General features: G+C 66.0%; 20 protein-coding genes. 8 read left to right on the forward strand and 12 right to left on the reverse strand.

Features of this window, described 5'->3' with window-relative positions:
- Nucleotides 1-10: 10 nt before the first annotated feature.
- From NVV99_RS10430 to NVV99_RS10440, 3 genes are read right to left on the reverse strand one after another with little or no spacing between them, the layout of a single operon-like run.
- Nucleotides 11-1,480, reverse strand: a complete 1,470-nt coding sequence (locus tag NVV99_RS10430; protein WP_260782836.1) for a CotH kinase family protein — start codon at nucleotides 1,478-1,480, stop codon at nucleotides 11-13.
- Nucleotides 1,480-2,157: a DUF4956 domain-containing protein gene (locus tag NVV99_RS10435; RefSeq protein WP_006553093.1), complete on the reverse strand. Its 678-nt coding sequence runs from the start codon at nucleotides 2,155-2,157 to the stop codon at nucleotides 1,480-1,482. Before NVV99_RS10435 ends, NVV99_RS10430 begins: the two co-directional genes overlap by 1 nt.
- 28 nt (nucleotides 2,158-2,185) lie before the next feature.
- On the reverse strand, nucleotides 2,186-3,028 hold the full coding sequence (locus NVV99_RS10440) for a polyphosphate polymerase domain-containing protein (protein WP_260782876.1): 843 nt from the start codon (nucleotides 3,026-3,028) through the stop codon (nucleotides 2,186-2,188).
- Nucleotides 3,029-3,161: 133 nt separating this feature from the next.
- On the opposite strand from NVV99_RS10440, the gene NVV99_RS10445 reads away from it, so the two are divergent.
- The 3 genes from NVV99_RS10445 to NVV99_RS10455 all read left to right on the forward strand — a co-directional run bounded on the left by NVV99_RS10445 (nucleotide 3,162) and on the right by NVV99_RS10455 (nucleotide 6,914).
- Nucleotides 3,162-3,869, forward strand: a complete 708-nt coding sequence (locus NVV99_RS10445; protein WP_024101966.1) for a response regulator transcription factor — start codon at nucleotides 3,162-3,164, stop codon at nucleotides 3,867-3,869.
- On the forward strand, nucleotides 3,866-5,272 hold the full coding sequence (locus tag NVV99_RS10450; protein ID WP_260782837.1) for a cell wall metabolism sensor histidine kinase WalK: 1,407 nt from the start codon (nucleotides 3,866-3,868) through the stop codon (nucleotides 5,270-5,272). Before NVV99_RS10445 ends, NVV99_RS10450 begins: the two co-directional genes overlap by 4 nt.
- Nucleotides 5,273-5,777: 505 nt before the next feature.
- Nucleotides 5,778-6,914, forward strand: coding sequence for an aromatic ring-hydroxylating dioxygenase subunit alpha (locus tag NVV99_RS10455; RefSeq protein ID WP_260782838.1), 1,137 nt, complete (start codon nucleotides 5,778-5,780; stop codon nucleotides 6,912-6,914).
- A gap of 36 nt (nucleotides 6,915-6,950) precedes the next feature.
- Here NVV99_RS10455 and NVV99_RS10460 read toward each other — a convergent pair whose 3' ends face one another.
- On the reverse strand, nucleotides 6,951-7,538 hold the full coding sequence (locus NVV99_RS10460) for a TetR/AcrR family transcriptional regulator (protein WP_260782839.1): 588 nt from the start codon (nucleotides 7,536-7,538) through the stop codon (nucleotides 6,951-6,953).
- A 108-nt stretch (nucleotides 7,539-7,646) separates the two neighbouring features.
- On the opposite strand from NVV99_RS10460, the gene NVV99_RS10465 reads away from it, so the two are divergent.
- The gene (locus NVV99_RS10465; RefSeq protein WP_260782840.1) at nucleotides 7,647-8,435 is read left to right on the forward strand and encodes an SDR family NAD(P)-dependent oxidoreductase; all 789 of its coding nucleotides are present in this window, start codon (nucleotides 7,647-7,649) and stop codon (nucleotides 8,433-8,435) included.
- Here NVV99_RS10465 and NVV99_RS10470 read toward each other — a convergent pair.
- The 4 genes from NVV99_RS10470 to NVV99_RS10485 all read right to left on the reverse strand — a co-directional run bounded on the left by NVV99_RS10470 (nucleotide 8,417) and on the right by NVV99_RS10485 (nucleotide 12,206).
- Nucleotides 8,417-9,199 (reverse strand): IclR family transcriptional regulator, encoded by a 783-nt coding sequence (locus NVV99_RS10470; protein ID WP_260782841.1) that lies wholly within the window; start codon nucleotides 9,197-9,199, stop codon nucleotides 8,417-8,419. The genes NVV99_RS10465 and NVV99_RS10470 overlap by 19 nt on opposite strands.
- A gap of 69 nt (nucleotides 9,200-9,268) precedes the next feature.
- On the reverse strand, nucleotides 9,269-9,934 hold the full coding sequence (locus NVV99_RS10475; RefSeq protein ID WP_260782842.1) for an IclR family transcriptional regulator: 666 nt from the start codon (nucleotides 9,932-9,934) through the stop codon (nucleotides 9,269-9,271).
- 160 nt (nucleotides 9,935-10,094) lie between these two features.
- Nucleotides 10,095-11,006, reverse strand: a complete 912-nt coding sequence (gene bphC, locus NVV99_RS10480; RefSeq protein WP_260782843.1) for a biphenyl-2,3-diol 1,2-dioxygenase — start codon at nucleotides 11,004-11,006, stop codon at nucleotides 10,095-10,097.
- A gap of 27 nt (nucleotides 11,007-11,033) precedes the next feature.
- Nucleotides 11,034-12,206 (reverse strand): acyl-CoA dehydrogenase family protein, encoded by a 1,173-nt coding sequence (locus NVV99_RS10485; RefSeq protein ID WP_006553083.1) that lies wholly within the window; start codon nucleotides 12,204-12,206, stop codon nucleotides 11,034-11,036.
- A 343-nt stretch (nucleotides 12,207-12,549) separates the two neighbouring features.
- Between NVV99_RS10485 and NVV99_RS10490 the strand changes: the two genes are divergently transcribed.
- Nucleotides 12,550-13,080 (forward strand): nuclear transport factor 2 family protein, encoded by a 531-nt coding sequence (locus tag NVV99_RS10490; protein WP_260782844.1) that lies wholly within the window; start codon nucleotides 12,550-12,552, stop codon nucleotides 13,078-13,080.
- Between the two features lie 10 nt (nucleotides 13,081-13,090).
- Here NVV99_RS10490 and NVV99_RS10495 read toward each other — a convergent pair whose 3' ends face one another.
- Nucleotides 13,091-13,735, reverse strand: a complete 645-nt coding sequence (locus NVV99_RS10495) for a TetR/AcrR family transcriptional regulator (protein WP_260782845.1) — start codon at nucleotides 13,733-13,735, stop codon at nucleotides 13,091-13,093.
- Nucleotides 13,736-13,864: 129 nt separating this feature from the next.
- Here NVV99_RS10495 and NVV99_RS10500 point away from each other — a divergent pair, with 129 nt between their 5' ends.
- Genes NVV99_RS10500 through NVV99_RS10510 form a run of 3 tightly spaced genes read left to right on the forward strand, consistent with a single transcriptional unit; the run spans nucleotide 13,865 to nucleotide 17,483 of the window.
- Nucleotides 13,865-15,484 carry a bifunctional 3-(3-hydroxy-phenyl)propionate/3-hydroxycinnamic acid hydroxylase gene (locus NVV99_RS10500; RefSeq protein ID WP_260782846.1) on the forward strand — a complete coding sequence of 540 codons (1,620 nt, stop codon included), beginning with the start codon at nucleotides 13,865-13,867 and terminating at the stop codon, nucleotides 15,482-15,484.
- Between the two features lie 14 nt (nucleotides 15,485-15,498).
- Entirely contained in the window at nucleotides 15,499-16,563 is a 1,065-nt protein-coding gene (locus NVV99_RS10505; protein ID WP_145692266.1) for a maleylacetate reductase, read from the forward strand.
- Between the two features lie 14 nt (nucleotides 16,564-16,577).
- Nucleotides 16,578-17,483 carry a dioxygenase gene (locus NVV99_RS10510; protein WP_260782847.1) on the forward strand — a complete coding sequence of 302 codons (906 nt, stop codon included), beginning with the start codon at nucleotides 16,578-16,580 and terminating at the stop codon, nucleotides 17,481-17,483.
- A 144-nt stretch (nucleotides 17,484-17,627) separates the two neighbouring features.
- On the opposite strand, the gene NVV99_RS10515 is transcribed toward NVV99_RS10510, so the two are convergent.
- From NVV99_RS10515 to NVV99_RS10525, 3 genes are all read right to left on the reverse strand, one after another.
- The gene (locus NVV99_RS10515; protein WP_260782848.1) at nucleotides 17,628-18,992 is read right to left on the reverse strand and encodes an MFS transporter; all 1,365 of its coding nucleotides are present in this window, start codon (nucleotides 18,990-18,992) and stop codon (nucleotides 17,628-17,630) included.
- A gap of 36 nt (nucleotides 18,993-19,028) precedes the next feature.
- The gene (locus NVV99_RS10520; protein WP_260782849.1) at nucleotides 19,029-21,389 is read right to left on the reverse strand and encodes a cytochrome P450/oxidoreductase; all 2,361 of its coding nucleotides are present in this window, start codon (nucleotides 21,387-21,389) and stop codon (nucleotides 19,029-19,031) included.
- Between the two features lie 174 nt (nucleotides 21,390-21,563).
- Complete coding sequence (locus NVV99_RS10525; RefSeq protein WP_260782850.1) at nucleotides 21,564-22,244, reverse strand: IclR family transcriptional regulator; 681 nt, start codon at nucleotides 22,242-22,244, stop codon at nucleotides 21,564-21,566.
- Nucleotides 22,245-22,514 lie beyond the last annotated feature (270 nt).

Raw genomic sequence — 22,514 nt, forward strand, 5'->3', positions numbered from 1 at the left:
CCGACCTCGCTCAGCGGGGCTGAATCCACTGAACTTGTGCCTGCGTACGTTCCCCGATCCAGGAGCGCATCGAGTCGACGCTCTCCTGCAGCGCCTCGGCGGTGAGTCCGTCGGAGGTCGGCACCGACTCCGCCACCTCGTCGAGCACCTCGAGCGCCAGACCGTTGCCGTAGATCTGCTCGGACAGCTCCTGATACACCCGGTGGTAGATCTCCGTGAAGGCGTCGGATTCGAGGAAACGGGTCTTCAAGGTATTGCCGCCGCCTGGTCCGCGACTCTCACCTCCAGGCATTCCAGGTGGCATGGCCTGAGGCATCCCCTCCGGTGGCGTGGCGTCCGCCATGCCCTGCGGGCGACCGCCCGGTCCCATGCCGCCCATCATGGAGATGGAGTCGTCCGGGCCGGCGGAAGTATCACCCTGCATGGCCATGTTCAGATCCCACGAGACCACCGAGAGCTTCTTCGTGTCGAGGTCGTACCAGAGGTAGTAGTTCTGACCGGGTCCGGCCATGTCGTCGAAGTTGACGAGCAGGTTCTGTGTGGCGACGTACCGGGCGAAGGACTCGACGTCGACCCAGTCGGCGAGGTGCGCGTCGAACTCTGCGTCGTCGGCCGAGTCCATCCACTTCAGGAAGCTGATGATGGGTTGCAGCGTCCCGGAGTCGGCGGCATTGATCTCCTCGAACTGGTCGGCGTAGTCCGACTGGTCGTCGCCGACGTACTCGAACCGCGACGACGCATCGGCCTTGTAGAGATAGCCAGGGGAGTCGAACAGCGAGTTGGCGTACTGCTCATCGGGATGCTCGAGCACCAGTCGCGTCGCGGTGGCGCTGTCGTTGACCGAGTACACCGTGTACGCGTACCGCTGGGTCGGTTGATCGGTCTCGGCGGTGAGCGACAACGCCATCGCCTCGTTGATCACCGGCGAGCCGGGCCGCACCGACAGTTCTGTCATGCCCTGATACGCGCGACCGTCGACGTACTCGTCGAAACGGATCAGCAAGGGCAACGAGGTCGGATCCTCCGGATCCACCTGAACCGTGCCCTCCATCCCGGGCGGGCCTTGCGCCTGATCGAAACCCTCGCCCTGCAGGCCGCGCAGCGTCGAGTTGCCCTTCAGGCGCACACCCACGTCGTCGATGCGGGTGCCGTCGATGACCACATCGGCGACCACCCACTCCTTGTCGCCGTCCTTCTCGTATGCGGAGATCATGTCGTCGTACTCGGCGTCGCCGATCTCGAGCGACAACTCGTGTGTGGCGGAGGTGTCGAACAGATCGACTGTGCCGGCGACGTTCTGGGTGATCTCCGAGGAGATGATCGTCGGGTCGCCTGTGATGTAGGGCCGCACGCGTGTCGCTCCGAATGCCGTGGCCACGATCGCGACGAACGCGATGAACGCCACTGGCAGTTTCCAGTGCCGCCGCAGCGAGGTCGGTATCCGGTGCCGCAGACGGCGCCGCGGGGTGGGTGCCGTCATCACAGGTCGGTCTGGTCGTATCCGGTCAGGACGCTCACCCGCTGGCCGGCATTGACGGCGCTCAATGCAGCGATCAGGTCGTTCGAGCTCGTGCCCTTCTTCAGCTGAGCCGTGTAGTACAGCTCCACCAGGGCGCCGGCGCGGACGGATTCGGTGGACACCAACTCGTATTCACTGCAGTGCTTGATGAGAATGTCCTCGACGGTGCTGGTGTAGGCCGGCTCCGGCGGCACCTGCACCTTGACCACCTGACGCTGCACGTCGAGCGTGAACCAGTTGAACTTGTTCATGATCAGCAGTACGAGGCAGATCGCGACGGTCGCCGCGATGGCGAGCACGTAGAAGCGGGTACCGGTGGTCATGCCGATGGCCATCACCAGGAAGATGAACCCGACATCGCGAGTTTCTTTGATGGCGTTGCGGAATCGCACCACCGAGAGCGCGCCGACGAGAGCGAACGCCCGGGCGATGTTCGATCCGACCACCAACATGATGAGCGCGATGACCATGCCGACCAGCACCAGCGTCTGCACGTAGGACTGGCTGTAGGAGACGTTCTTGTGCGTGTAGCGGTAGACCCACGCAATGACGCTCGACAGCACGAACGACAACGCCAGCGACACCACGATGTCGAAGGTCGTGAACGTGCCACTGAGATCTTGGAAATCGAAGTTCATATCCGTCCTTGTTTCGGAGAAGGGAAGGTCAGCGAGCCGGGATCGGTTCGGTGGACAGAAGATCGGCGGGTACCCGCGCGTCGGAGCCGTCCGGCGACACCAGTTCCGGTGCACCGAAACGGGACCTGGGTGCGAGCCCGAACGCTTCGACCGACTGGCAGTACTTCGACACCCGGATCACCGACATGTCCAGCCGGGCCGTCAAATCAGTCGCCCAGTAGGGCACCCGCTCGTTGGCCTTGAGCTCTACGACGGCCAGCTTCGGCGGGATGATGAAGCGGTTCTCTGCGCCGGACGCGAAGTGGAAGTCGCGGTCGCGGCCGTGCACCTTGTGGTCGATCGTCACGCGCAGGCCGAGGTCGGCGTCGCGTCCGACGAACGCCTCGCGCAGATAGCCGGTGGTCACGATCGGTCGCAGATCCAGATTCCCCACGAGACCGGAGACCTCGTCGACGAACGGCCGCTGCGAGTCGTCGCACTCGATGTCCTCGCGTCCGTTCAGCCATCGCAGGGCGACGCCGTACGGGAGGGCAGTGCGACGCTTCTGGGTCACCCGGTTGACGCGCTGCTTGATCTCGACCTGCACGGCAGAGTCGTCGGTGCATGCGGCCGGATCGCCGTACAGCCGCATGCGTACCTTGCGGCGGAACTTCAGGCCCTCGATCTTCTCCCAGTAGAACCGCAGATCCGGGGTGTCGTAGTACAGCGACGTCACCGGATAGCCCCCGTGTGGGGAGTACGGATCGGTGTCCATCCGAGCGGCGAGCTCGCGCCGTAGTTCGGGCACCTTCATCTCGTCGACGAAATACTTGATCTCGTACCGGTTGAACGCGTGCAGTCTGCTCGCGGTCTGTTGATAGCCGTTGTTCACCCCCACAGCACACACTCGTGATCTCGAGGTTCCGTGAAGTTCTCCTGGCAACTTCCTGACAATCGGAAAGCTCACAGGAACCTGCCAGGAAATCTCGAGCGCGGTGCCAGCCCTACCCGCGACAATCGAAGTCGTGACCGACCGGATTCCCGAAGCGCGCGTGCTCGTCGTCGACGACGAGCCGAGCATCGTCGAACTGCTGTCCGTGAGCCTGAAGTTCCAGGGCTTCGAGGTGGAGACCGCGAGCAACGGCGCCGAAGGACTGGACAAGGCGCGACGCTTCCGGCCCGACGCAGTGATCCTCGACGTGATGATGCCCGGGATGGACGGCATGGGCCTGCTGCGCCGCCTGCGCGCCGACGGCATCGACGCGCCCGTGCTGTTCCTGACCGCGAAAGACGCGGTGGAGGACAAGGTCGCGGGCCTGACGCTCGGCGCCGACGACTACGTCACCAAACCGTTCAGCCTCGAAGAGGTCATCGCCCGGCTGCGCACGATCCTGCGCCGCGCCGGCAAGGTGTCCGAGACCGAACGCAGTTCCCGCATCACCTTCGCCGACCTCGAACTCGACGAGGACACCCACGAGGTGTTCAAGGCCGGCAAGCCCGTGTCGCTGTCGCCGACCGAGTTCACGCTGCTGCGGTACTTCATGCTCAACGCCGGGACGGTGCTGAGCAAGCCCCGCATCCTCGAGCACGTGTGGAACTACGACTTCGGCGGTGAGGTCGGGGTTGTCGAGTCGTACGTGTCGTATCTGCGACGCAAGGTGGACATCGGCGACGTCCCCCTCATCCACACCGTTCGCGGGGTGGGCTACGTGATGCGGGAACCCCGCACATGAACCGGCTGCGGGCGCTGCCACTCCGTTGGACGCTGGTGGCCGCCCTGGTGCTCCTGGCCGGCATCGGTCTGCTCGCGTCGGGTGTTGCCGTCACCTCGGCTCTGCAGAACTCTCTGCTGTCGCGCGTCGACCGGGACCTCGAGGAGGCCGCACGGACCTGGGCGCGACCCGACCGACCCCCACTGACGCCACCGCTGGACGCCCCCACCTCCCGGCGACCGCCGAGCCCCTTCTACGTGCAGGTCGTCGACGCCGACGGACAAGTGCTGTTCGTCGTCAATGACGAGTCGACCGCACCGGATGTGCCTGAGGATCCGACGGGTAGGCCCGTCACCGTCGGATCCGTGGGCAACGACGGTCCGCACTGGCGGGTGATGAGCACCGAGAACGCGTCGGGTGTCGTGACCACCGTCGGGATGAGCCTGGCCGAGGCCGACGAGACGGTGGACAGCCTCGTCGTGCTGCAGACGGTGATCGGTGCGGTCGTGCTGGTCGCACTGGCGGTGGGCGGCGGTGTCGTCGTGCGGATGAGCCTGCGTCCCCTCGACGAGGTCGAGCGCACCGCCGCCGCGATCGCTGAAGGCGACCTCAGCGAGCGGGTGCCCGAGGGCGATCCCCGAACCGAGATCGGGCGGTTGTCGGTGACCTTCAACGCCATGCTCGGCAGGATCGAATCAGCCTTCGCAGCAACCGCAGCATCCGAGGAGTCGGCGCGACGCTCGGAGGAGAAGATGCGTCGCTTCGTCGCCGATGCCAGCCACGAACTCCGAACTCCGCTCACCACCATCCGCGGTTTCGCCGAGTTGTACCGGCAGGGCGCGAGTACCGACACCGGCATGCTCATGGACCGCATCGAACGCGAGGCCCGCCGCATGGGCCTGCTCGTCGAAGACCTGCTGATGCTCGCGCGACTCGACGAACAACGTCCGCTCGACCGTTCCCCGGTGGATCTGCTCGCGGTCGCCGCCGACGCGGTGCACAACGCGCGCGCCGTCGCACCAGAACGGACCGTTACCCTCGACATCATCGACGGCCCAGGCACTCCCGAGGTTCTCGGCGACGACGCCCGTCTGCGTCAGGTGTTGAGCAATCTCGTCACAAACGCCCTGACCCACACCCCACCAGACGCCGATGTCACGGTGCGGGTGGGTACCTCGGACTCCGATGCGATCTTGGAAGTCGCCGACACCGGCCCCGGCCTCGATCCCGACGACCGCGAGCGCGTCTTCGAACGCTTCTACCGCGCCGACGCCTCCCGCACCCGCGCGTCGGGTGGGAGTGGTCTGGGCCTGTCGATCGTCGCTGCGCTGGTCGCGGCGCACGGCGGGAAGGTGGAGGTGGAGTCCGAGAAGGGTGTCGGCTCTACCTTCCGTGTCCGCATCCCACGGCTACTCCCCAGCTGACGCGCTGAAACGGGGTTCGCCCCTGTAACACGCCGCGTGAACCCCGTTTCACCGCGCGACGAGAAGTCGCCGGGCGTTCGATAGAACTCCGTTTGTCCCGCTGGGCTGAAAAGCTGTGTCGCCGCCCACATCGCGGTTCCTAGTCTCGGCTCATCCGAGGAAGGGAACCGGCAACAATGCAGTCGCTCGCCTGTCATACCTGCGGCGCTCGTGTGCTCGTCGCGAAGTACAGCCCAGCTCATACCAGCATCCAATGGTCCGACGAGGCCCGGGAGTCGTGCCGAGAGATCGCCACCGCTGGTCCGGGTGCCTACGTGATGCGGTGCGAGGCGCTCGATCGCGCCGTGGACGAGGCGGTGGCCGACGGTGTGATCCGGACCGGGAACCGGATCGATCCTACGATCGCTCCTCTCGCTTCCACGGAGACGGTCGCCCCAGCCCGGTGACCGTCGCTCGCCTTCGACTCTCGTCAGCCCCATCACCTCTCGTCAGCGCAGGAGAAAACATGACCGTCCCCCAGGAGCGGATCGAGATCCGCAACATCGATCCAGGTACCAACCCCACCCGCTTCGCGCGCGGATGGCACTGCATCGGCCTCGCAAAGGACTTCCGCGACGGAAAGACGCACCAGGTCAAGGTGTTCGGCACCGATCTGGTGGTCTTCGCCGATACGGCCGGAAAGCTGCACGTGCTCGATGCCTTCTGCCGGCACATGGGCGGGAACCTCGCGCGTGGTGAGATCAAGGGCGACACCATCGCCTGTCCGTTCCACGACTGGCGCTGGAACGGACAGGGCCGTTGCGAAGCCGTACCGTACGCGCGCCGCACGCCGAAGCTCGGTCGCACCAAGGCGTGGACGACGATGGAACGCAACGGTGTTCTGTTCGTCTGGCACTGCCCGCAGAACAGCGAACCCACACCGGAACTCGCGATCCCCGAGATCGAGGGTTACGAGGACCGTCAGTGGAGCGACTGGACGTGGACGACCATCCACGTCGAGGGTTCGCACTGCCGCGAGATCGTCGACAACGTCGTCGACATGGCGCACTTCTTCTACGTGCACTTCCAGATGCCCGAGTACTTCAAGAACGTCTTCGACGGGCACATCGCCGGCCAGCACATGCGCTCCTACGGACGCGACGACATCAAGACCGGTGTGCAGATGGATCTGCCGGAGGCGCAGACCATCTCGGACGCTTTCTACTACGGTCCGTCCTTCATGCTCGATACGATCTACACGGTCTCCGAGGGCACGACCATCGAGTCGAAGCTGATCAACTGCCACTACCCGGTCACGAACAACTCGTTCGTGCTGCAGTTCGGCACGATCGTCAAGAAGATCGAGGGTATGTCCGAGGAGCAGGCCGCCGAGATGGCGAAGATGTTCACCGACGGTCTCGAGGAGCAGTTCGCCCAGGACATCGAGATCTGGAAGCACAAGTCCCGCATCGAGAATCCGCTCCTCACCGAGGAGGACGGCCCGGTCTATCAGCTGCGTCGCTGGTACAACCAGTTCTACGTCGACCTCGAGGACGTCACACCGGACATGACCCAGCGTTTCGAGTTCGAAGTGGATACCTCCCGTGCGCTCGAATCGTGGCACAAGGAAGTCGAGGAGAACCTCGCCGGTTCGGCGGAGTGATCCGATGATCCGTCCCGCTGCGTGCGGCGGGACGGATCACGCTTCGCGGCGACGGAAACCGTCGACGAACACCGACACGATGGTGCGCGCGAGGGCGGCGAGAGTACGGTCCGGACCGGGCCGGTACCAGCGGGAGGCGTGCCAGACCGCGTCGTAGATCAGTTCCCGGAACGTCTCGGGATCGATGTCGGTACGGAAGACGCCTTCGGCGATGCCGTCGCGGATGGCTTCTCGCCACGCGACCTGCATGGCGTCGGCCGAGGAGACCATGTCGGCCTCGACGACGCGCTCACGCATGTACTCGCCTTCGCGTCGCCAGATGGAGGTTGCTCCGTGGTAGTCCTCGGAGGTCTCCAGTGCGATCTGTGTGAATGCCACGAGTCGCTCGACGGGCGGTAGCGACCGCGCCAGCACCTCGCGGCATCGTTGGTTGAGGTCGGTGATGTATTCGCGGATGAGCTCGGTGACGATCGCTTCCTTCGACGGGAAGTAGTGGTAGAGCGCTCCGGAATAGACACCGACCGCGTCCGCGATCTCGCGGATGGTGGTGGCGGTGACCCCCTTGCGGGCGAAGATCTCCGCCGACCGGTCGAGTATCTGCCGCTTTCGCTCCTGCGGGTCCACCGTCGTCCTCTCGTAAGGCCCGTACAGGCCTGCTTCGGACCGTATTCTGCCACACCCATTGATCAACCGATCAATGGGTTCATGTTCTTCACGTCTTCAGGAGTATGCATGGCCGTGTCCCGGATGGACCCGATCGTTCCCGCTACGCCGCTGGCAGGCGCCACAGCTCTCGTGACCGGCGCAGGTCAGGGTATCGGGAGGGGGATTGCACTCGCGCTCGCCGCCGCCGGCGCCGCTGTTGCTGTCGTGGGTCGCACCGCGGAGACGATCGGTGCGACTGCCGTGGAGATCACCGACCGTGGTGGTCGCGCGGTGCCGTATGTGTGCGACGTGACCGATGGTGCGGCGGTCGAGGAGACGGTCGCCGCCGTGGTGCAGGAGTTCGGCGGACTGTCCATCCTGGTGAACAACGCGCAGTCGCCGGCGCCGGGAACGCTCCTCGAACTCGACGAGGACGTGTACCGCGGAGGTATGGAATCCGGGCCCACCGCGACCTGGCGGATGATGCGGGCCTGCCATCCGTACCTGCGTGGCGGTGGTTCGATCGTCAATCTCGGATCGGCGGCCGGTATTCGGTGGAACCCCTTGGGGACGGGCGGATACGCCGCTGCGAAGGAAGCGATCCGGGTTCTCACCCGCACCGCCGCCTGTGAGTGGGCGGCGGACGGGATCCGCGTCAATTCGATTCTGCCCCTCGCCGATTCGGTAGCAATGCAGGAGTGGGCGGAACGCGAGCCGGAAGAAGCAGCCGCGTACGCGAGTTCGATCCCGCTCGGTCGGCTCGGCGATCCCGAGACCGACATCGGACCCGCTGTCGTCTTCCTGTGCAGCGAGGCGGCCCGCTACATCACGGGCCATTCGCTTCCGGTGGACGGAGGTCAGGCGCTGGTGCGCTGACCCACCGATCGGGTGAGGTGTGGCCGAGAATCGCTCGGGGACAGGGCACGCCACACCGCCCGCGCCGCGAGCCGGACCGGGGTGGCCAGGCCGACGGTGTCGACGATGTCGACGGGTCCTGTCACGGACAGTGCGCCCACGCACGTCTGCCCGTTTCCGATGGGCGCCGCCACGCACGCGACACCCGGCACCGATTCCTCACGCTCGTGCGCGACACGTCGCTCGCGAATATGTGCGATCTCGTTGCGGGACAGCAGATGCTCTGCTCTCGGGGCACTGGGGTACGTGCATCCTGTTGCAGGAAGGGAGGCGTGCAGTCGGGTGTGGGCCAGAAGGGCCTTACCGAGGGCGGTGCGATGTGCCGGCTGCCGCCCGCCGATGCGCGAAGGGAGCACGAGGGGTCCACGTCCGATCTTGTCGACGTAGCGCACGTCGCCACCTTCGAGGACGGCCAGATGCACGACGAGACCCGTCGCCGAATGCAGGTCGTGCAGGACGGGATGGGCCGCTCGGTGCAGACGGTCGTGGTTCCGAGCCAACGCGCCCCATTCGAGGGGGGTGCGTCCGAGGGCGTAGGTCTTGCCGCGCTTGCTCACCCAGCCGTGCTCGACGAGCTGTGTGAGCAAGCGGTGAGTGGACGAGCGTGGCAGACCCGTGCGAGTCGAGAGCTCGGAGAGGGTGAGCCGATCGCCGGTGTGGAACTCGTCCAGCAGTCCGGCCACGCGGGCGATGAAGGCGTTGGAGAACTCGTCGTCGAGTGCCATGGGATCCTCGCAATACATCGAAGCCATCGACTGATCGATTGATCAGCGGATCGGTTGAGGGGTGTGATGTCAGGCGGTCAAGGTCGTCTCCAGATGGTCGGCTGCCCGACGCAACCGCCGGACCGCGTCCTCGCTGATCGCCTCCACCGGGCCGGCCAGCGACAGTGCGGCGATCTCGCCGTCGCCCGCAGCGAAGGCGGCGACGGCGTGCCGGAAGCACTCGCCTCCGTGTACGACACCGCCGACGAGTGAGTGCCCGTTGCTGCCCGTCAGGGCGGGGTGGGTTCCGTCGCGTCGCGCCAGCAGCGCCAGGCCGGCGACGGTGTCCTCGGCAAGGCGCCGCTGGCCCGCCCATGTGGTGTCGGTGAACTGCGCGCCGCTCACCTTCTCCAGGTAGACGACCTGGTCGTCGTCGAGAACGGTCAGGTGGACGGCGAGGCCGGTCTCTCGGTGCAGGTCGTACATCGAGCGGAGGGCGGCGCTGTGGATGCGGTCGTGTGCCTGCGCGAGGGCGCCGAGCTCGACGATCTTCGGACCGAGGTGATAGGTGGTGCCGCTGCGACGCATCCACCCGACCCGCACGAGTTGGAGAAGCATCCGATGAGCGGACGAACGGGGGAAGCCTGTTCGTCGGCACAGCTCGGTGAGGGTGAGGCCGTCCGTGTCGCGGAACGGTTCGAGCAGCAGGCCGAGGCGATCCATGACGGACGAGGGGGTGGGGAGGACTTCGGGCATGGTCTTCTCCGTGGCATATTCGTTGATTGATCGACCGATCAATGAGTATCTACGACTGTAGCGCCACTCGGAGCTCCGCGGAAGAACGAATTTCAGGAACAACGAAAATGCACCGCGACCGGAAGTCGCGGTGCATTTTCGTCGGACGGACCGTGGGGTGTCAGGCAGTGGGTGGCAGGAACGCCTTCAACGGCTCGGATCCCGACTGGTCGTGGCCCCAGTACGCATCTGCCGTGATCTCCTCGGACGTGTAGTGACGCTCGTCGACGAGCATGCCCTCGGTGCCGAACTCGAGGTCCCAGCCTCCGGGTGCACGAACGTAGAACGAGATCATCTTGTCGTTGGTGTGCCGGCCGAGTGTCGACGAGATCGAGAAGTCGAGCTTGTTCACCCGATCGAGCGCCTGGCCGACCGCGTCGAGCGTGTCGACCTCGGTCATCAAGTGCACCAGGCCGGGTTCCTTGTTGGGCGGAGCCGGGCACAGCGCGAGGCTGTGGTGCCGCTCGTTGATGCCGAGGAAGCGGACGCGCACGAGACCGTCCTCGTCGAGGCGGATCGAGCCGCGCGGCAGGAAACCGAGCACCTGCGTGTAGAACTCGTACGTCTCGGCGAAGTTCGCCGTCGGCAGCACGACGTGGCCCAGGCCGAGGCCGCCGGTCACCCAGCGTCCACCGAACCGCGTCACGACCGGGCTGTGGTCGAGCACCGGCCCGAAGAACACCTCGAGACGGGTTCCGGCCGGATCCTCGAACGCGATGGCACCCTCGGCGTCGATGTAGGTCGCTTCCTTGTGCGAGAGCACCTCGACGGTGCGTCCCGACTTCTCTACGGCCTCACGCACGCGCTGGAGCGCGAACTCGTCACGCACCTCCCAGCCCACGGCCAGTGCCTTGTCGGACTCGCCGGGCAGCACCTGGATGCGCGAGCGACGCTCGTCGATGCGGGCGTAGAAGCCGTCGGCCTCGGGCCCGGTTCCCTCGGCCATGCCGAGCCCGTCGAGCAGCAGGGCGCGCCAGCGCGGCACATCCTGCGTCTGGATGCGGAGGTAGCCGAGACCTCTCAGTTCAGTCATGTCGTCGTCCTCGAAAGTGGAAGGGAATCAGATCATTGCGCGGTAGGGGCCCTGCGGGTCGCCACCGAGCTGAGTGAGAGCTGCGGAGTGGTAGATCATGCCCGGCACGTGGATGGCGTGGGTCAGACCCACGTGCGCGTCGCGCCAGAAGCGCTGCATCGGTGTCTTCAGGTGCACTGCCGCACCGCCGGCGCGCGCGAAGATCTCGTCCATCGCCCGCACCGCACGCCACGCCGACGAGATCTGGGTGCGCCGGCCGATGGCGCGCTCCTCGAAGCTGATCTCCTCACCGCGGTCGGTCTTGTCCCAGAACCGGTCGACGGTCTCGAGCAACGCGAGCCGCGACGCGGAGATCTCGGCGGCTGCCTCGCTGATTGCGAACAGGACGTACGGGTCCTCCTTGATCGGGACACCGGTGACCTGAACGCGCTCCTTCTGCGCGGCGATGTAGCAGGCCAGCGCGCCCTCGGTCATGCCGATCAGCGACGAGGTGATGCCCAGCGGGAAGATGTACGAGAAGGGGAACTTGTACAGCGTCTCGTCGCGACCCGCGTGTCGCCAGCCGTTTCCGCTGAGCACGATGTCCGCATCGATCGTGCGGTACTCGGGCAGGAACGCGTCCTTGACGATCAGATCCTTCGATCCGGTGCCGCGCAGGCCGATGACGTTCCAGCTGTCCGCGTCGATCTCGTAGTCCGAGCGGGGGAGCAGCACGTGCAGGACCTGGCCGGTGCGGTTGCCGTCCTTGTCGCCGACGGCAGCACCGATCATCACCCAACCGCAGTGGTCGGTACCGGACGAGAACGACCAGCGGCCGTTGAGGATGTAACCCCCGTCGACCGGCACAGCGACACCCATCGGTGCGTACGGCGACGCCATCCACATGTCGTTGTCGTCGCCCCAGATCTCCTCCTGGGCCTTCGTGTCGAAGAAGGTGAGCTCCCACGGATGCACACCGACGATGCCGGCCACCCAGCCGGTCGCACCGTCGAGAGCACCGATGGACATGACGGTCTCGGCGAACTCGCGGGGGTGGGCTTCCGCGCCGCCGAATTCCTTCGGCTGCAACATGCGGATGATGCCGGAGTCGCGCAGGTGCTTCGCCGAGATGTCCGACAGTCGCATCTGCTCGTCGCCGACGATGCCTTCACTGCGGATCTCGTCCGCGTGCTGCATGATCCTGTCCAATACTTGGCCCATGACGGTGACTCTTCCTGGGAATCGGCTGCTGACGAGCCGGGACTACGTGGAGGGGTGCTCCGCGGTACGGAGCGACTTGCGCTGTGCAGGTGTGGCGTGTCGAACAGTCCCAGCTGTGATGTGAGCGCGCACCGGTGTTTCCGTTGAACGGAACATCCTGGGCAACTCGGAGGGGCCGCGCTCATGTTGACGCCATGAAACGAGGCTCGCCCCTGCAACACGCCGCGCCGGACCCGTTTCACCGCGCGAGGATGCCGGTTGTTCCGATCAACGGGATGTCGCAGGAGATTCCGTCCGGCGATCGGTAGACAAGCAGCTGACCGCCCGCTCCGGAAGGATCGCCATGACCGAGACCACGGACCGCCCGACCAGCGACCTGTCTGCGGCCGAACAGCTTCTCGCCATCCACGAGATCCAGCAGGTCTTCTCGGCCCGGCTGCGGGTGATGGACACCAAGCAGTGGGAGCTGTACCCCACCTTGCACACCGAGGACGTCGTGAGCGAGACGTGGGGCGGACTCCCCAGCGACAAGCAGCCCCGCACCGGTGAGGAAGCCGGTCGCGTGGTGGGTCGCGAGGCACTCACCCGCGCCATCAGCAACTTCCTCGACGGACCGGTGGCGATCACCTCGGCGCACCACGGCCACTGCCCCGAGATCGTCCTCGAATCCGCCACCACCGCGCGAGGCATCTGGGCGATGGAAGACGAGCTGTGGTGGGACAACGACGGCGTCGAGGAGTCGCTGCACGGGTGGGGGCACTACCACGAGAAGTACCGCAAGGTCGACGGTGTCTGGCTGATCTCCTACCGCAAGCTCACGCGTCTGCGTGAGGTGCACACCCCCGGTTTCTTCAGCTTCCTGAAACGTCTCTGAACGACGCCCGTCAGGGCAGTTCCGGCAGCGGGCGCGTGGCGACTTCTTCCGCTTCCGCGGGATCCATCCCCACCATGCACAGCATCGCCCGTGCGTAGATCTCGTCGATGTTCTCGGGAGCCTCGGCCGAGACCACGTGGTGCAGCGTCGACAGCAGAGAGCCGAACACGCAGGCCGTCGCGATGTCGATATCCGTGATGGTGAACCGGCCGGCGTCGACGCCGTAGCGCAGGTCGCGCGCGGCGCGCGGGCCGAGGATACCGATGAGTTTCGGGTGTGCGATACCGAGCCGGACGACGAACCATCCCCACAGCGGGTCGCTCATCGCGTGCCGCACGAGGTGTCGCAGCGACGACGCGAACCTCTCCGCCGTATCCGGCATGTCCTCGGTCATCGAATCCATACGGGCGCCGAGGTATTCGATGGATTCTTCGGCGACGGCTTCGACGATCTCGTCGCGGGACGCGAAGTAGTTGTAGAACGTGCCGACGCCGAGGTCGGCGACTTCGGTGATGTCGGACAGTCCGACCGCGTCCACGCCCCGTTCGGCGACCAACGTGCGCGCAGCCTCGATGAGGCGCGCGCGAGTCTTCTCGCGTCGGCGCTGGTGGCGCGACGTGGCAGGCGTTGCGGCTTCGTTCGGAGTGGTGGGCACGTCCGTACCGTACGCCAGGCGAACAGGGATATGAGCATGCAATCAAAACTGAGGGATTGCTCAATATTGAGGACTGTGTCACCATAGTCTCAGTCGGTATGACGTAGATCACCCGAAAGGCCACTCGCCATGACGAACCTCCACACTCTTCCCGCGGACGACGTCCGACAGTTCGACACCGATGTCGCCGTCGTCGGCTGCGGACCGGTCGGCACCCTCCTGGCGGTCCTTCTCGGCCGGCAAGGGCATCGCGTCACCGTCGTCGACAAGTGGCCCACCCCCTACGAGCAACCGCGCGCCGTGACGTTCGATCACGAGATCGCCCGCATCCTTGCCGTTCTCGGCATCGATTCGGACGACGATCCGGCGATCGAGTTCCACGACGATCTCTACTACTGGCGCAACGCCGCCGGGGAGACCCTGCTCGAGGTGGATTGGAAGTCCGTCGCTGCCTCGGGGTGGCGCACGCGCTACTGGTTCTCCCAGCCCGAGCTCGAGAAACGTCTGCGTGAGGTCGCGGCCGAACTGCCCACGGTGACCATCCGGCGCGGCTGGACCGCAGTGGGTCTCGAACAGGACGAGAACGGCATCACAGTCAGCGGCACGGTGACCGACATCGCCAGTGCGTCCGTGCAGGAACAGATCCGCGCGCAGTACGTCGTGGGAGCCGACGGTGCCAACAGCTTCGTCCGCCAAGCCCTCGAGCTGGACTTTACCGACCACGGCTTCTTCTTCGACTGGCTGATCCTCGACATGATCCCGAAGGGCGACCTGCCCGACCTGGGTCCCACTCACTGGCAGCTGTGCGACCCGGTGCGACCGACGACCATCGTTCCCGGCGGCCCCGGCCGGCGCCGCTGGGAGTACATGGTGCTGCCCGGCGAGGACCCGACCGAACTTGCGTCGGAGGAATCTGCCTGGCGACTGCTCGAGCCGTGGGGCGTGAACCCCGACAATGCGGAGCTCGAACGCTCCGCCGTCTACCGGTTCCAGGCGCGCTGGGCCGAGACATGGCGTCGCGGAAGGGGACTGATCGCGGGAGACGCCGCACACCTCATGCCGCCCTTCGCGGGCGAGGGTATGTGTGCGGGCCTGCGCGACTCCGTCGCTCTGGCGTGGCGCCTCGACCTGGTGCTGTCGGGCCGGGCGGACGACGCCGTTCTCGACTCGTACGGCACCGAACGCAAGGGGCACGTGCGTCACTACATCGACTTCTCGATGCGTCTCGGGCAGGTCATCTGCATCGCCGACCCCGAGGAGGCGGCGGAGCGAGATCGTCGCATGATCGCAGAGGCAGCCTCGTCCGACGGTGCCCCGGTCGACACCGACATCGCCTCCCTCGGACCGGGCATCTGGCAGCAAGGCTCCGCGCACGCAGGCGAACTGTCGGTGCAGGGCATCGTGGAGGCGAACGGCCGGTCCGGACGGTTCGACGACGTGGTCGGGCGCGGGTGGATCATCCTGGGACGTGGAGAGTCACCGGCCGACCTGCTGACCGTCGAACAGTCGCGGCGGTGGGCCGATCTCGACGGTCGCTGCGTGCGTATCGGAGAAGCGGAGTGCGACGTGACGGACGTCGACGGAATGTACAGCGCATGGCTCGACGAGATCGGAGCGGAGTTCGTGATTCTGCGACCCGACTTCTATGTCGCCGCCACCGCGTCGGATACTGCCGGGCTGCAGGCCTCGCTCGACACGATCCTCGCCGGCCTCCACCTGACCGTCGACGTGACCGCCCCGGCCGCGTGAAAGGAAGATCGACCATGGCTATGGATTTCCACCACGTCACCCTCGGCCAACGCGTGTTGTTCGGAGCGGGACGAGCGGCCGAGAACGTTGCCGGAGAGGTGTCCCGCCTCGGCGCGACCCGCGTGATGGTTGTGGCCTCACCCGCCGAAGAGACTGTGGCGCAGCAGGTGTGCCGCGACATCGACGTCGCCGTCTTCCACGACGGTGTCGCCCCGCACGTGCCGGTCGAGCGCGCCGAGGCTGCACGAAAGGCGGCCGCAGAGCATGCAATCGACCTGATCGTGAGCGTCGGAGGCGGCTCCACCACCGGACTCGCCAAGGCCGTCGCACTCACGTCCGGCATCCCGATCGTCGCGGTGCCCACTACCTACGCCGGATCCGAGGCAACAAACGTATGGGGTCTGACGGAGGCCTCGCGGAAGACCACCGGCGTGGACACAGCGGTGCTGCCCGTCAGCGTCGTCTACGACGCACAGCTCACCCTGTCGCTGCCGGCAGAACTGTCGGTGGCGTCGGGTCTCAACGCGCTCGCGCACTGCGTCGACTCCATGTGGGCACCGCGCGCCGACCCGATCAACCGGGCACTCGGCGCCGAAGGCATCCGGGCGCTCACCGAAGGACTGCCGGCGATCCAGGCCGACCCGTCGAATCTCGAGGGGCGCGAACAGGCCCTCTATGGCGCCTACCTCTCGGCGGTGGCGTTCGCCTCCGCCGGTTCGGGCTTGCATCACAAGATCTGTCACGTCCTCGGCGGCGCCTACGACCTGCCACACGCCCAGACCCACGCCACGGTGCTGCCCTACGTGCTGGCGTTCAACGCGCCGGCAGCGCCTGATGCCGAACGCCGGATGGCCGCGGCCTTCGGTGCCGATACCGCCGTCGCCGGCCTGAACGCGTTGCGCGCCGAGCTGAATGCTCCGCGCGCGCTGAAGGACTACGGCTTCGACGAGTCGAATATCGACGAAGCGGTCGAGCTGGTCCTGCCCGTCGTACCACCGTCGAACCCTCGCTCCGTCTCCGCCGACGACCTGCGCGATCTGCTCCGCAGTGCGCACGCCGGCGACAACTTCCCGTCGTAGAAAGGACAGCGGCCATGACCGTCGAACCCGGTACCCGCACCACCCCCGCCCAACAGGCCCTCGAAGAAGAACTGATCGGCCGGGTGCTGGCGTCCTTCGACAACACCCCCGACCCACGGTTGAAGCAGATCATGCAATCGCTGACGACGCACCTGCACGCCTTCATCCGCGACGTGCGCCTGACCGAAGCCGAGTGGAACAAGGCCATCGAGTTCCTCACCGCCGTCGGGCACATCACCGACGACAAGCGTCAGGAATTCGTCCTGCTCTCCGACGTTCTCGGTGCGTCGATGCAGACCATCGCCGTGAACAACCAGGCGTACAAGGGTGCGACCGACGCGACCGTCTTCGGCCCGTTCTTCGTCGAGGACGCACCCGAGATCCCGCTCGGCGGCGACATGGCCGGCGGCGCGTCGGGCCAGCCGTGCTGGATCGAGGGCACCGTCACCGACACCGACGGCAACCCCGTGCCCAATGCTCGCATCGAGGTGTGGGAGTGCGACGAGGACGGCTTCTACGACGTGCAGTACACCGACGGGCGTATCGCGGGTCGCGCGCATCTGTTCACCGACGACCAGGGCGCCTACCGATTCTGGGCACTGACACCCGTCCCGTATCCCATCCCGCACGACGGTCCGGTGGGGAAGATGCTCGACGCGACCGGTCGCTCACCCGTGCGTGCCGCGCACCTGCACTTCATGGTGAGCGCCGACGAGCTGCGGACCCTGGTCACCCACATCTTCGTCGACGGCGACCCGCAGCTCGAGATCGGCGACAGCGTCTTCGGCGTGAAGGACTCACTCGTCAAGGAGTTCGCGCAGCAGGCGCCCGGCACCCCGACGCCGGACGGACGCGACCTCGGGGGCAGCTCCTGGGCCAAGGCCCGATTCGACATCGTGCTCGCGCCCGAAGGCGTCTGACCCCCACCGGTTGACGCGGTGAAACGAGGTTCGCCCCTGCAACACGCCGGGCGAACCTCGTTTCACCGCGCGAAGTTGTTTCGCAAAAGCCGAGCCCCACCGGCGCCGGGGACAGCGTCGGTGGGGCTCGACATCAAGGTGTGCTCAGTAGAGCTCTTCGAGCTTGTCGAGATCGACACCCTTGGTTTCGCGACTGGTGGCCACGGCGATCACGGTGATCGACATGGTAATCACCAGGTAGACGATGACTGCGGTGGCACTGAATCGGTCGACCAGCCACACCGCGATGAACGGGGCAGGCGCTCCGGCGATGATCGACGAGCCCTGGAACACCAGCGACGAACCGGCGAAGCGGTACTTGGTGGGGAACAGTTCCGTGATCCATGCGGCTTCCGGGCCGGCGAGCATGCCGTGCAGCAGTGCGCCGACGCACACACCCACACCGAGCGCGGTCATGTTCTCGGTGTGCACCAGGGAGAAGAAGATCGGCGCCCAGATGATGAGCGAGACGGCCGGGACGAGCATGGCGATCTTGCGTCCCACCCGGTCGGACCACCATCCGCCGCCGATCATTCCGAGGAACTGGCAGACCGATGCGAAGGCGACGGTGGTGACGATCGCGCCGCGGGTGTAGTCGAAATAGGTCGTGGCGTACGCGATGACGAAGATCGTGTAGACGTAGAACGCGATGTTCTCGCCCAGGCGCATGCCGAGGCCGTGGAGCAGCGGGCGCGGCTTGCGCAGAGCCTCGATGATGCTGGACGATTCCTTGCGGGCAGCCTTGTTCTCGGCGGACTCGGCCTTCGCCTGCGCGGCCCGGTAGACCGGCGATTCCTCGACACCCCGTCGGATGAGGAATCCGATGACGAGCAACGGCACGGCGAGGAGGAAGGCGACGCGCCAGCCCCAGTCGTCGAATGCGTCCCCGGGGAAGACGACCGCAAGGATGCCCACCGTGACGGTGGCCAGGACGGTACCGGCCGGAGCTCCGGACTGCGGCCATGCCGCCCAGAATCCCCGGCGCCTGGGTTCGCCGTATTCGCTGACCAGGATGACTGCGGCACCGAACTCGCCACCGAGGGCGAAGCCCTGGATCATGCGCAGGACGACCAGGGCGACGGTGGCCCAGATGCCGATCTGGCCGTAGGTGGGGAGCAGTCCGATCGCGGCGGTCGCGCCGCCCAGCATGAGGAACGTTGCAACCAGGATGGGTTTGCGTCCGAACTTGTCACCGAGATGACCGAAGACGATGCCGCCGAGGGGCCGGGCGACGAACCCGAGTCCCTGTGTCGCAAGTGCCATCAACAACGAGGCGACCGGGTTGCCGCTGGGGAAGAACAGAGGGCCGAGGACGGTCGCGGCAAGGATGCCGTAGATCGCGAAGTCGTACCACTCGAGGACGGCGCCGGCCATGCTGCCGGCCAGAACCCGTTTGAACGGCGTTCTGGTGGTCGGTGTGCCGGAGTCCGGTGGGACGGACGGCGTACCCGACTGCTCGATGGTGGTCATGTCGTGCCTTTCGGATCAGTTTCGAGGGTTGCTGTGTCACAGCTGGAGGGTCAGCTTGTCGCCGCATGCGCGGGAGCAGCAGGTCATCATGGTTTTTCCGGCTGCGCGCTCGGCCTTGGTGAGGACCAGGTCGCGGTGGTCGACCTCGCCGTCGAGGACAGGTACCTCGCATGCGCCGCAGATGCCTTCCTCACAATCGCTCTGGGCGTCGATGTTGGCGGCTCGAAGTGCCTGGAGCACTGTCTGATCGGCAGCGACCGGGACGGTGATGCCGGAATCCTTCAGCACTACCTCGAAGCCGTGCTCCTTGGAGGGATCGAGTTCTTCGAGCGTGGAGGAGAAGTGTTCGACGTGCAGGGTGTCGTCGGGCCAATGTGCGGTGGCCTCGCCGAGTGCGGAGAGCAGACGCTCGGGACCGCACGAGTACACCTGCGTGCCCTCTTCCGGGTCGGCGAAGAGAGCGGGAAGGTCCATGCGGACACCTTCGTCGCCGGGATAGACCCGGACACTCTCGCCGTGGTCGCGGGCGAGCCGGTCGAGGAACGCCATCGAGGTACGCGAGCGCCCGGCGTAGTGGATCTCGTAGTCGCCGCCGGCGGCCTTGACCTGGTCGGCCATCGCGATCACCGGGGTGATGCCGATGCCGCCGGCGACGAAGACGTACCGCTTCGCGTCGGGGTCGAGTTTGAAGTGGTTGCGGGGACCGCGTACACGCAGCGTGGCGCCGACGGCAAGTTCCGTGTGGATCCAGCGCGACCCGCCCCGACTCTCCCGATCGTGGAGGACGGCCACCTGGAAAGTGGTGCGGTCGTGCGGATCACCGCACAGTGAGTACTGCCGCGACACCGCACCGCAGTCGACGTCGATGTGCGATCCCGCCGACCACTTCGGGAGCGGCCGCCCGGAGGTGTCGCGCAGGGTGATCAGCAGGATGTCGTCGGCGATGCTTTCCAGCCCGGACACCGCCATCGTGCGTGCGATCGTGTTCTTCGACGGTTCGCCGATCTTCACCGGCTGTCGCCGGGACAGCAGTTCCGGATCGGCTCGTTCGGGGTTGCGCGCCGGATCCCAACGAACCCACACGTGATCGGGTCCGCGGAACGAGGTGTTGGGCAGGTAGGTGAATTCCTGATCGGGCACCAGTTCCATGTGGGGCAGGCGCCGGGTCAGCTCTTCGAGGAAGATCTGGATCTCCATGCGTGCGAGGTTCTTTCCCATGCACTGATGGCTGCCGTACCCGAAGGTGAGATGGTCGCTGGCGTTGTCGCGCCGGATGTCGAAGTCGTCGGCCTGATCGAAGTGACGTTCGTCGTGATTGGCGGACGAGTTGACGATCAGCAACTTCGCCCCGGCAGGAATGGCGACACCGTTGATCGTGGTGTCGGCAGTGACGAGACGCCGCCACGCCGCTACCGATCCGGAATGACGCAGGCATTCCTCGACGGCGTTGGGGATCAGGCTCGGGTCGGCGCAGATCTCCTCCCATACGTCGCGGTGCTCGAGCAGTAGCCGTAAGGCATTCGCGGAGGCGTTGGCCGTCGTCTCGTGCGCGGCGACGATGCCGGCCATCATCATCGAGTGCAGGTAGGAGTCGGTGACGACATCCGGTTGTTCCTGCTGAACGCGGATGCCGAAAGGCATCCAGCCGTGCCCGTCGGGATCCTTGCGCATCTTGTCGAGAACGGTGCCCGCGAACTGCCAGAACTTCCCGACCGCGTCGGCGACGGCGACCTGCTGCTCGGGAGCCGGACGTCCCCACGTGTTGACGGTGTGCGCGATCGAGTACTCGCGCAGGGTGTCCATGTCCTCCTCGGGCACACCGAGGAAGTGCAGGGCGACGGTGAGCGGAACCTCCCAGAGCATCTCGTCGACGAGGTCGACGTGACCGGCATCGATGAAACGATCGACGTATTCGCGGGTCAGCCGGCGCACCATCGGTTCGTGGTGGGCGAGCGCGGCGGGAGTGAAGGGCTCCATCAGCGCTCGCCGTCGCGGCATGTGTGCAGGTTCGTCCTCGTTGACGAGGGTGCGGTTCATGGCATAGCCGTAGCGGGCCAGAACAGCGTTCGCCTCGTCGGAGGTCGGGGTGATCTTCTCGAGCGCGATCGAAGGCGAGAAGAGTTCGTTGTCGCGGAAGACGGCTTTGACATCTTCGTAGCGCGTGACCACCCAGTACCCGAGTTCGGGACTGTAGAAGACCGGTTCTTCGTCACGGGACCAGCGCAGAGATGCGGCCGGATCCACCTGGTACGGCCCGGTGAAGGGATCGAACGATGCGGCGCGCGGGGAGACGGGGCAGCCGGTCGGGGAGGTGAAGGCGGTGTGGTCGATGGGGCAGCGGCTCTCCGCGGCGGGTTGCGGGGTGTCGAGGACGGTGCCGATCGACTGACTCGTCATGATGCTCTCCATCTGCGAACTGCGAATTTACTTTTATCGAACATATGTGTTCGTTGAACGCACATCCAGACGGTAACGGTGGTCACACTCGGCGTCAATGCCGGGGTTGGATCTCTGTGCTGAGGGCAAGAAAAGGACGCCCTCAGCGGGCGTCCTCGAGCGCGGCTGTACTGGTCAGGTATCGAGCAGGCTGTTGATCCGTGCGGCGGTCGCCACAACGGCGGTTGCCGCAGTGTCGGTATCGAGACCTTCGATCGCGACGACGCCGACGCTCGCCTCGAATCCCATGCCCTCGTGGCCGAGGGGGGAACGCACGCTTGCTGCCACGCCGACAGCGCCGTGTTCGAGTTCGCCGGCGGTGATGCTGAAGCCGTCCTCGCGTGCGCGTCGGATCGCGTCGGTGTCGGATTCCGATGCGGGGCGCCCGGCGAGGATGGCGATACCGGCCGCGCCCTTGGACACCGGATGTCTGGTGCCGACTCGGTAACCCACTCGGAGGATGCCCGAATCGGGTTCGGCCACCGCGATCACTACGCACTCGTCGCCCTCGAGGGTCGACAGGAAAGCAGTGGCCGATGTCTGCTGTGCCAGGTCTCGCAGGAGCGGTTGCGTCACCTCGCGCAAGCGGGGGCGGAAGCGTGAGCCGAGGAGGGCCGCTCCGACCGCCAGTCTGATCCGGCCGTCCTGTGTTCGAGCTACGAGCGAGTGTGCTTCGAGAGTCGCAACGATTCGATAGCCGATGGCCCGAGCGACCTCCAGCTCGGCCGAGAGTTCCGCGATCGAGATTCCCCCTGGTCGCTGCGACACGATGTCCAGCGCGCGTAGACCGCGATCAAGGGTCTGGAGGGTGCTCAACAGTTCTCCTCGGGGCTCTCGCTAGCGATACCGAAGCCTATCCCGGCCACATCTCCGGCTATCGGCATGGCGGTCGGGTTGCGCGGGCCGCGTGGTGTCCTCACCACCTGGCAGGGGGCGCTTGATGTTTCGGAAACTCGAAGTAACACTATTCGGCGCCCGGCTCTCGTCGATCTCGGGAAATCGATCGGGTCCCGGGTTGGAAAGAACGTCACATAAACGTGATTATCATCACTTCTCGTATTCCCATCGTTCGGACTACGACCAGGT

It is taken from the genome of Rhodococcus sp. PAE-6 (assembly GCF_025290685.1).
Classification (GTDB): Bacteria; Actinomycetota; Actinomycetes; order Mycobacteriales; family Mycobacteriaceae; genus Rhodococcus; species Rhodococcus pyridinivorans.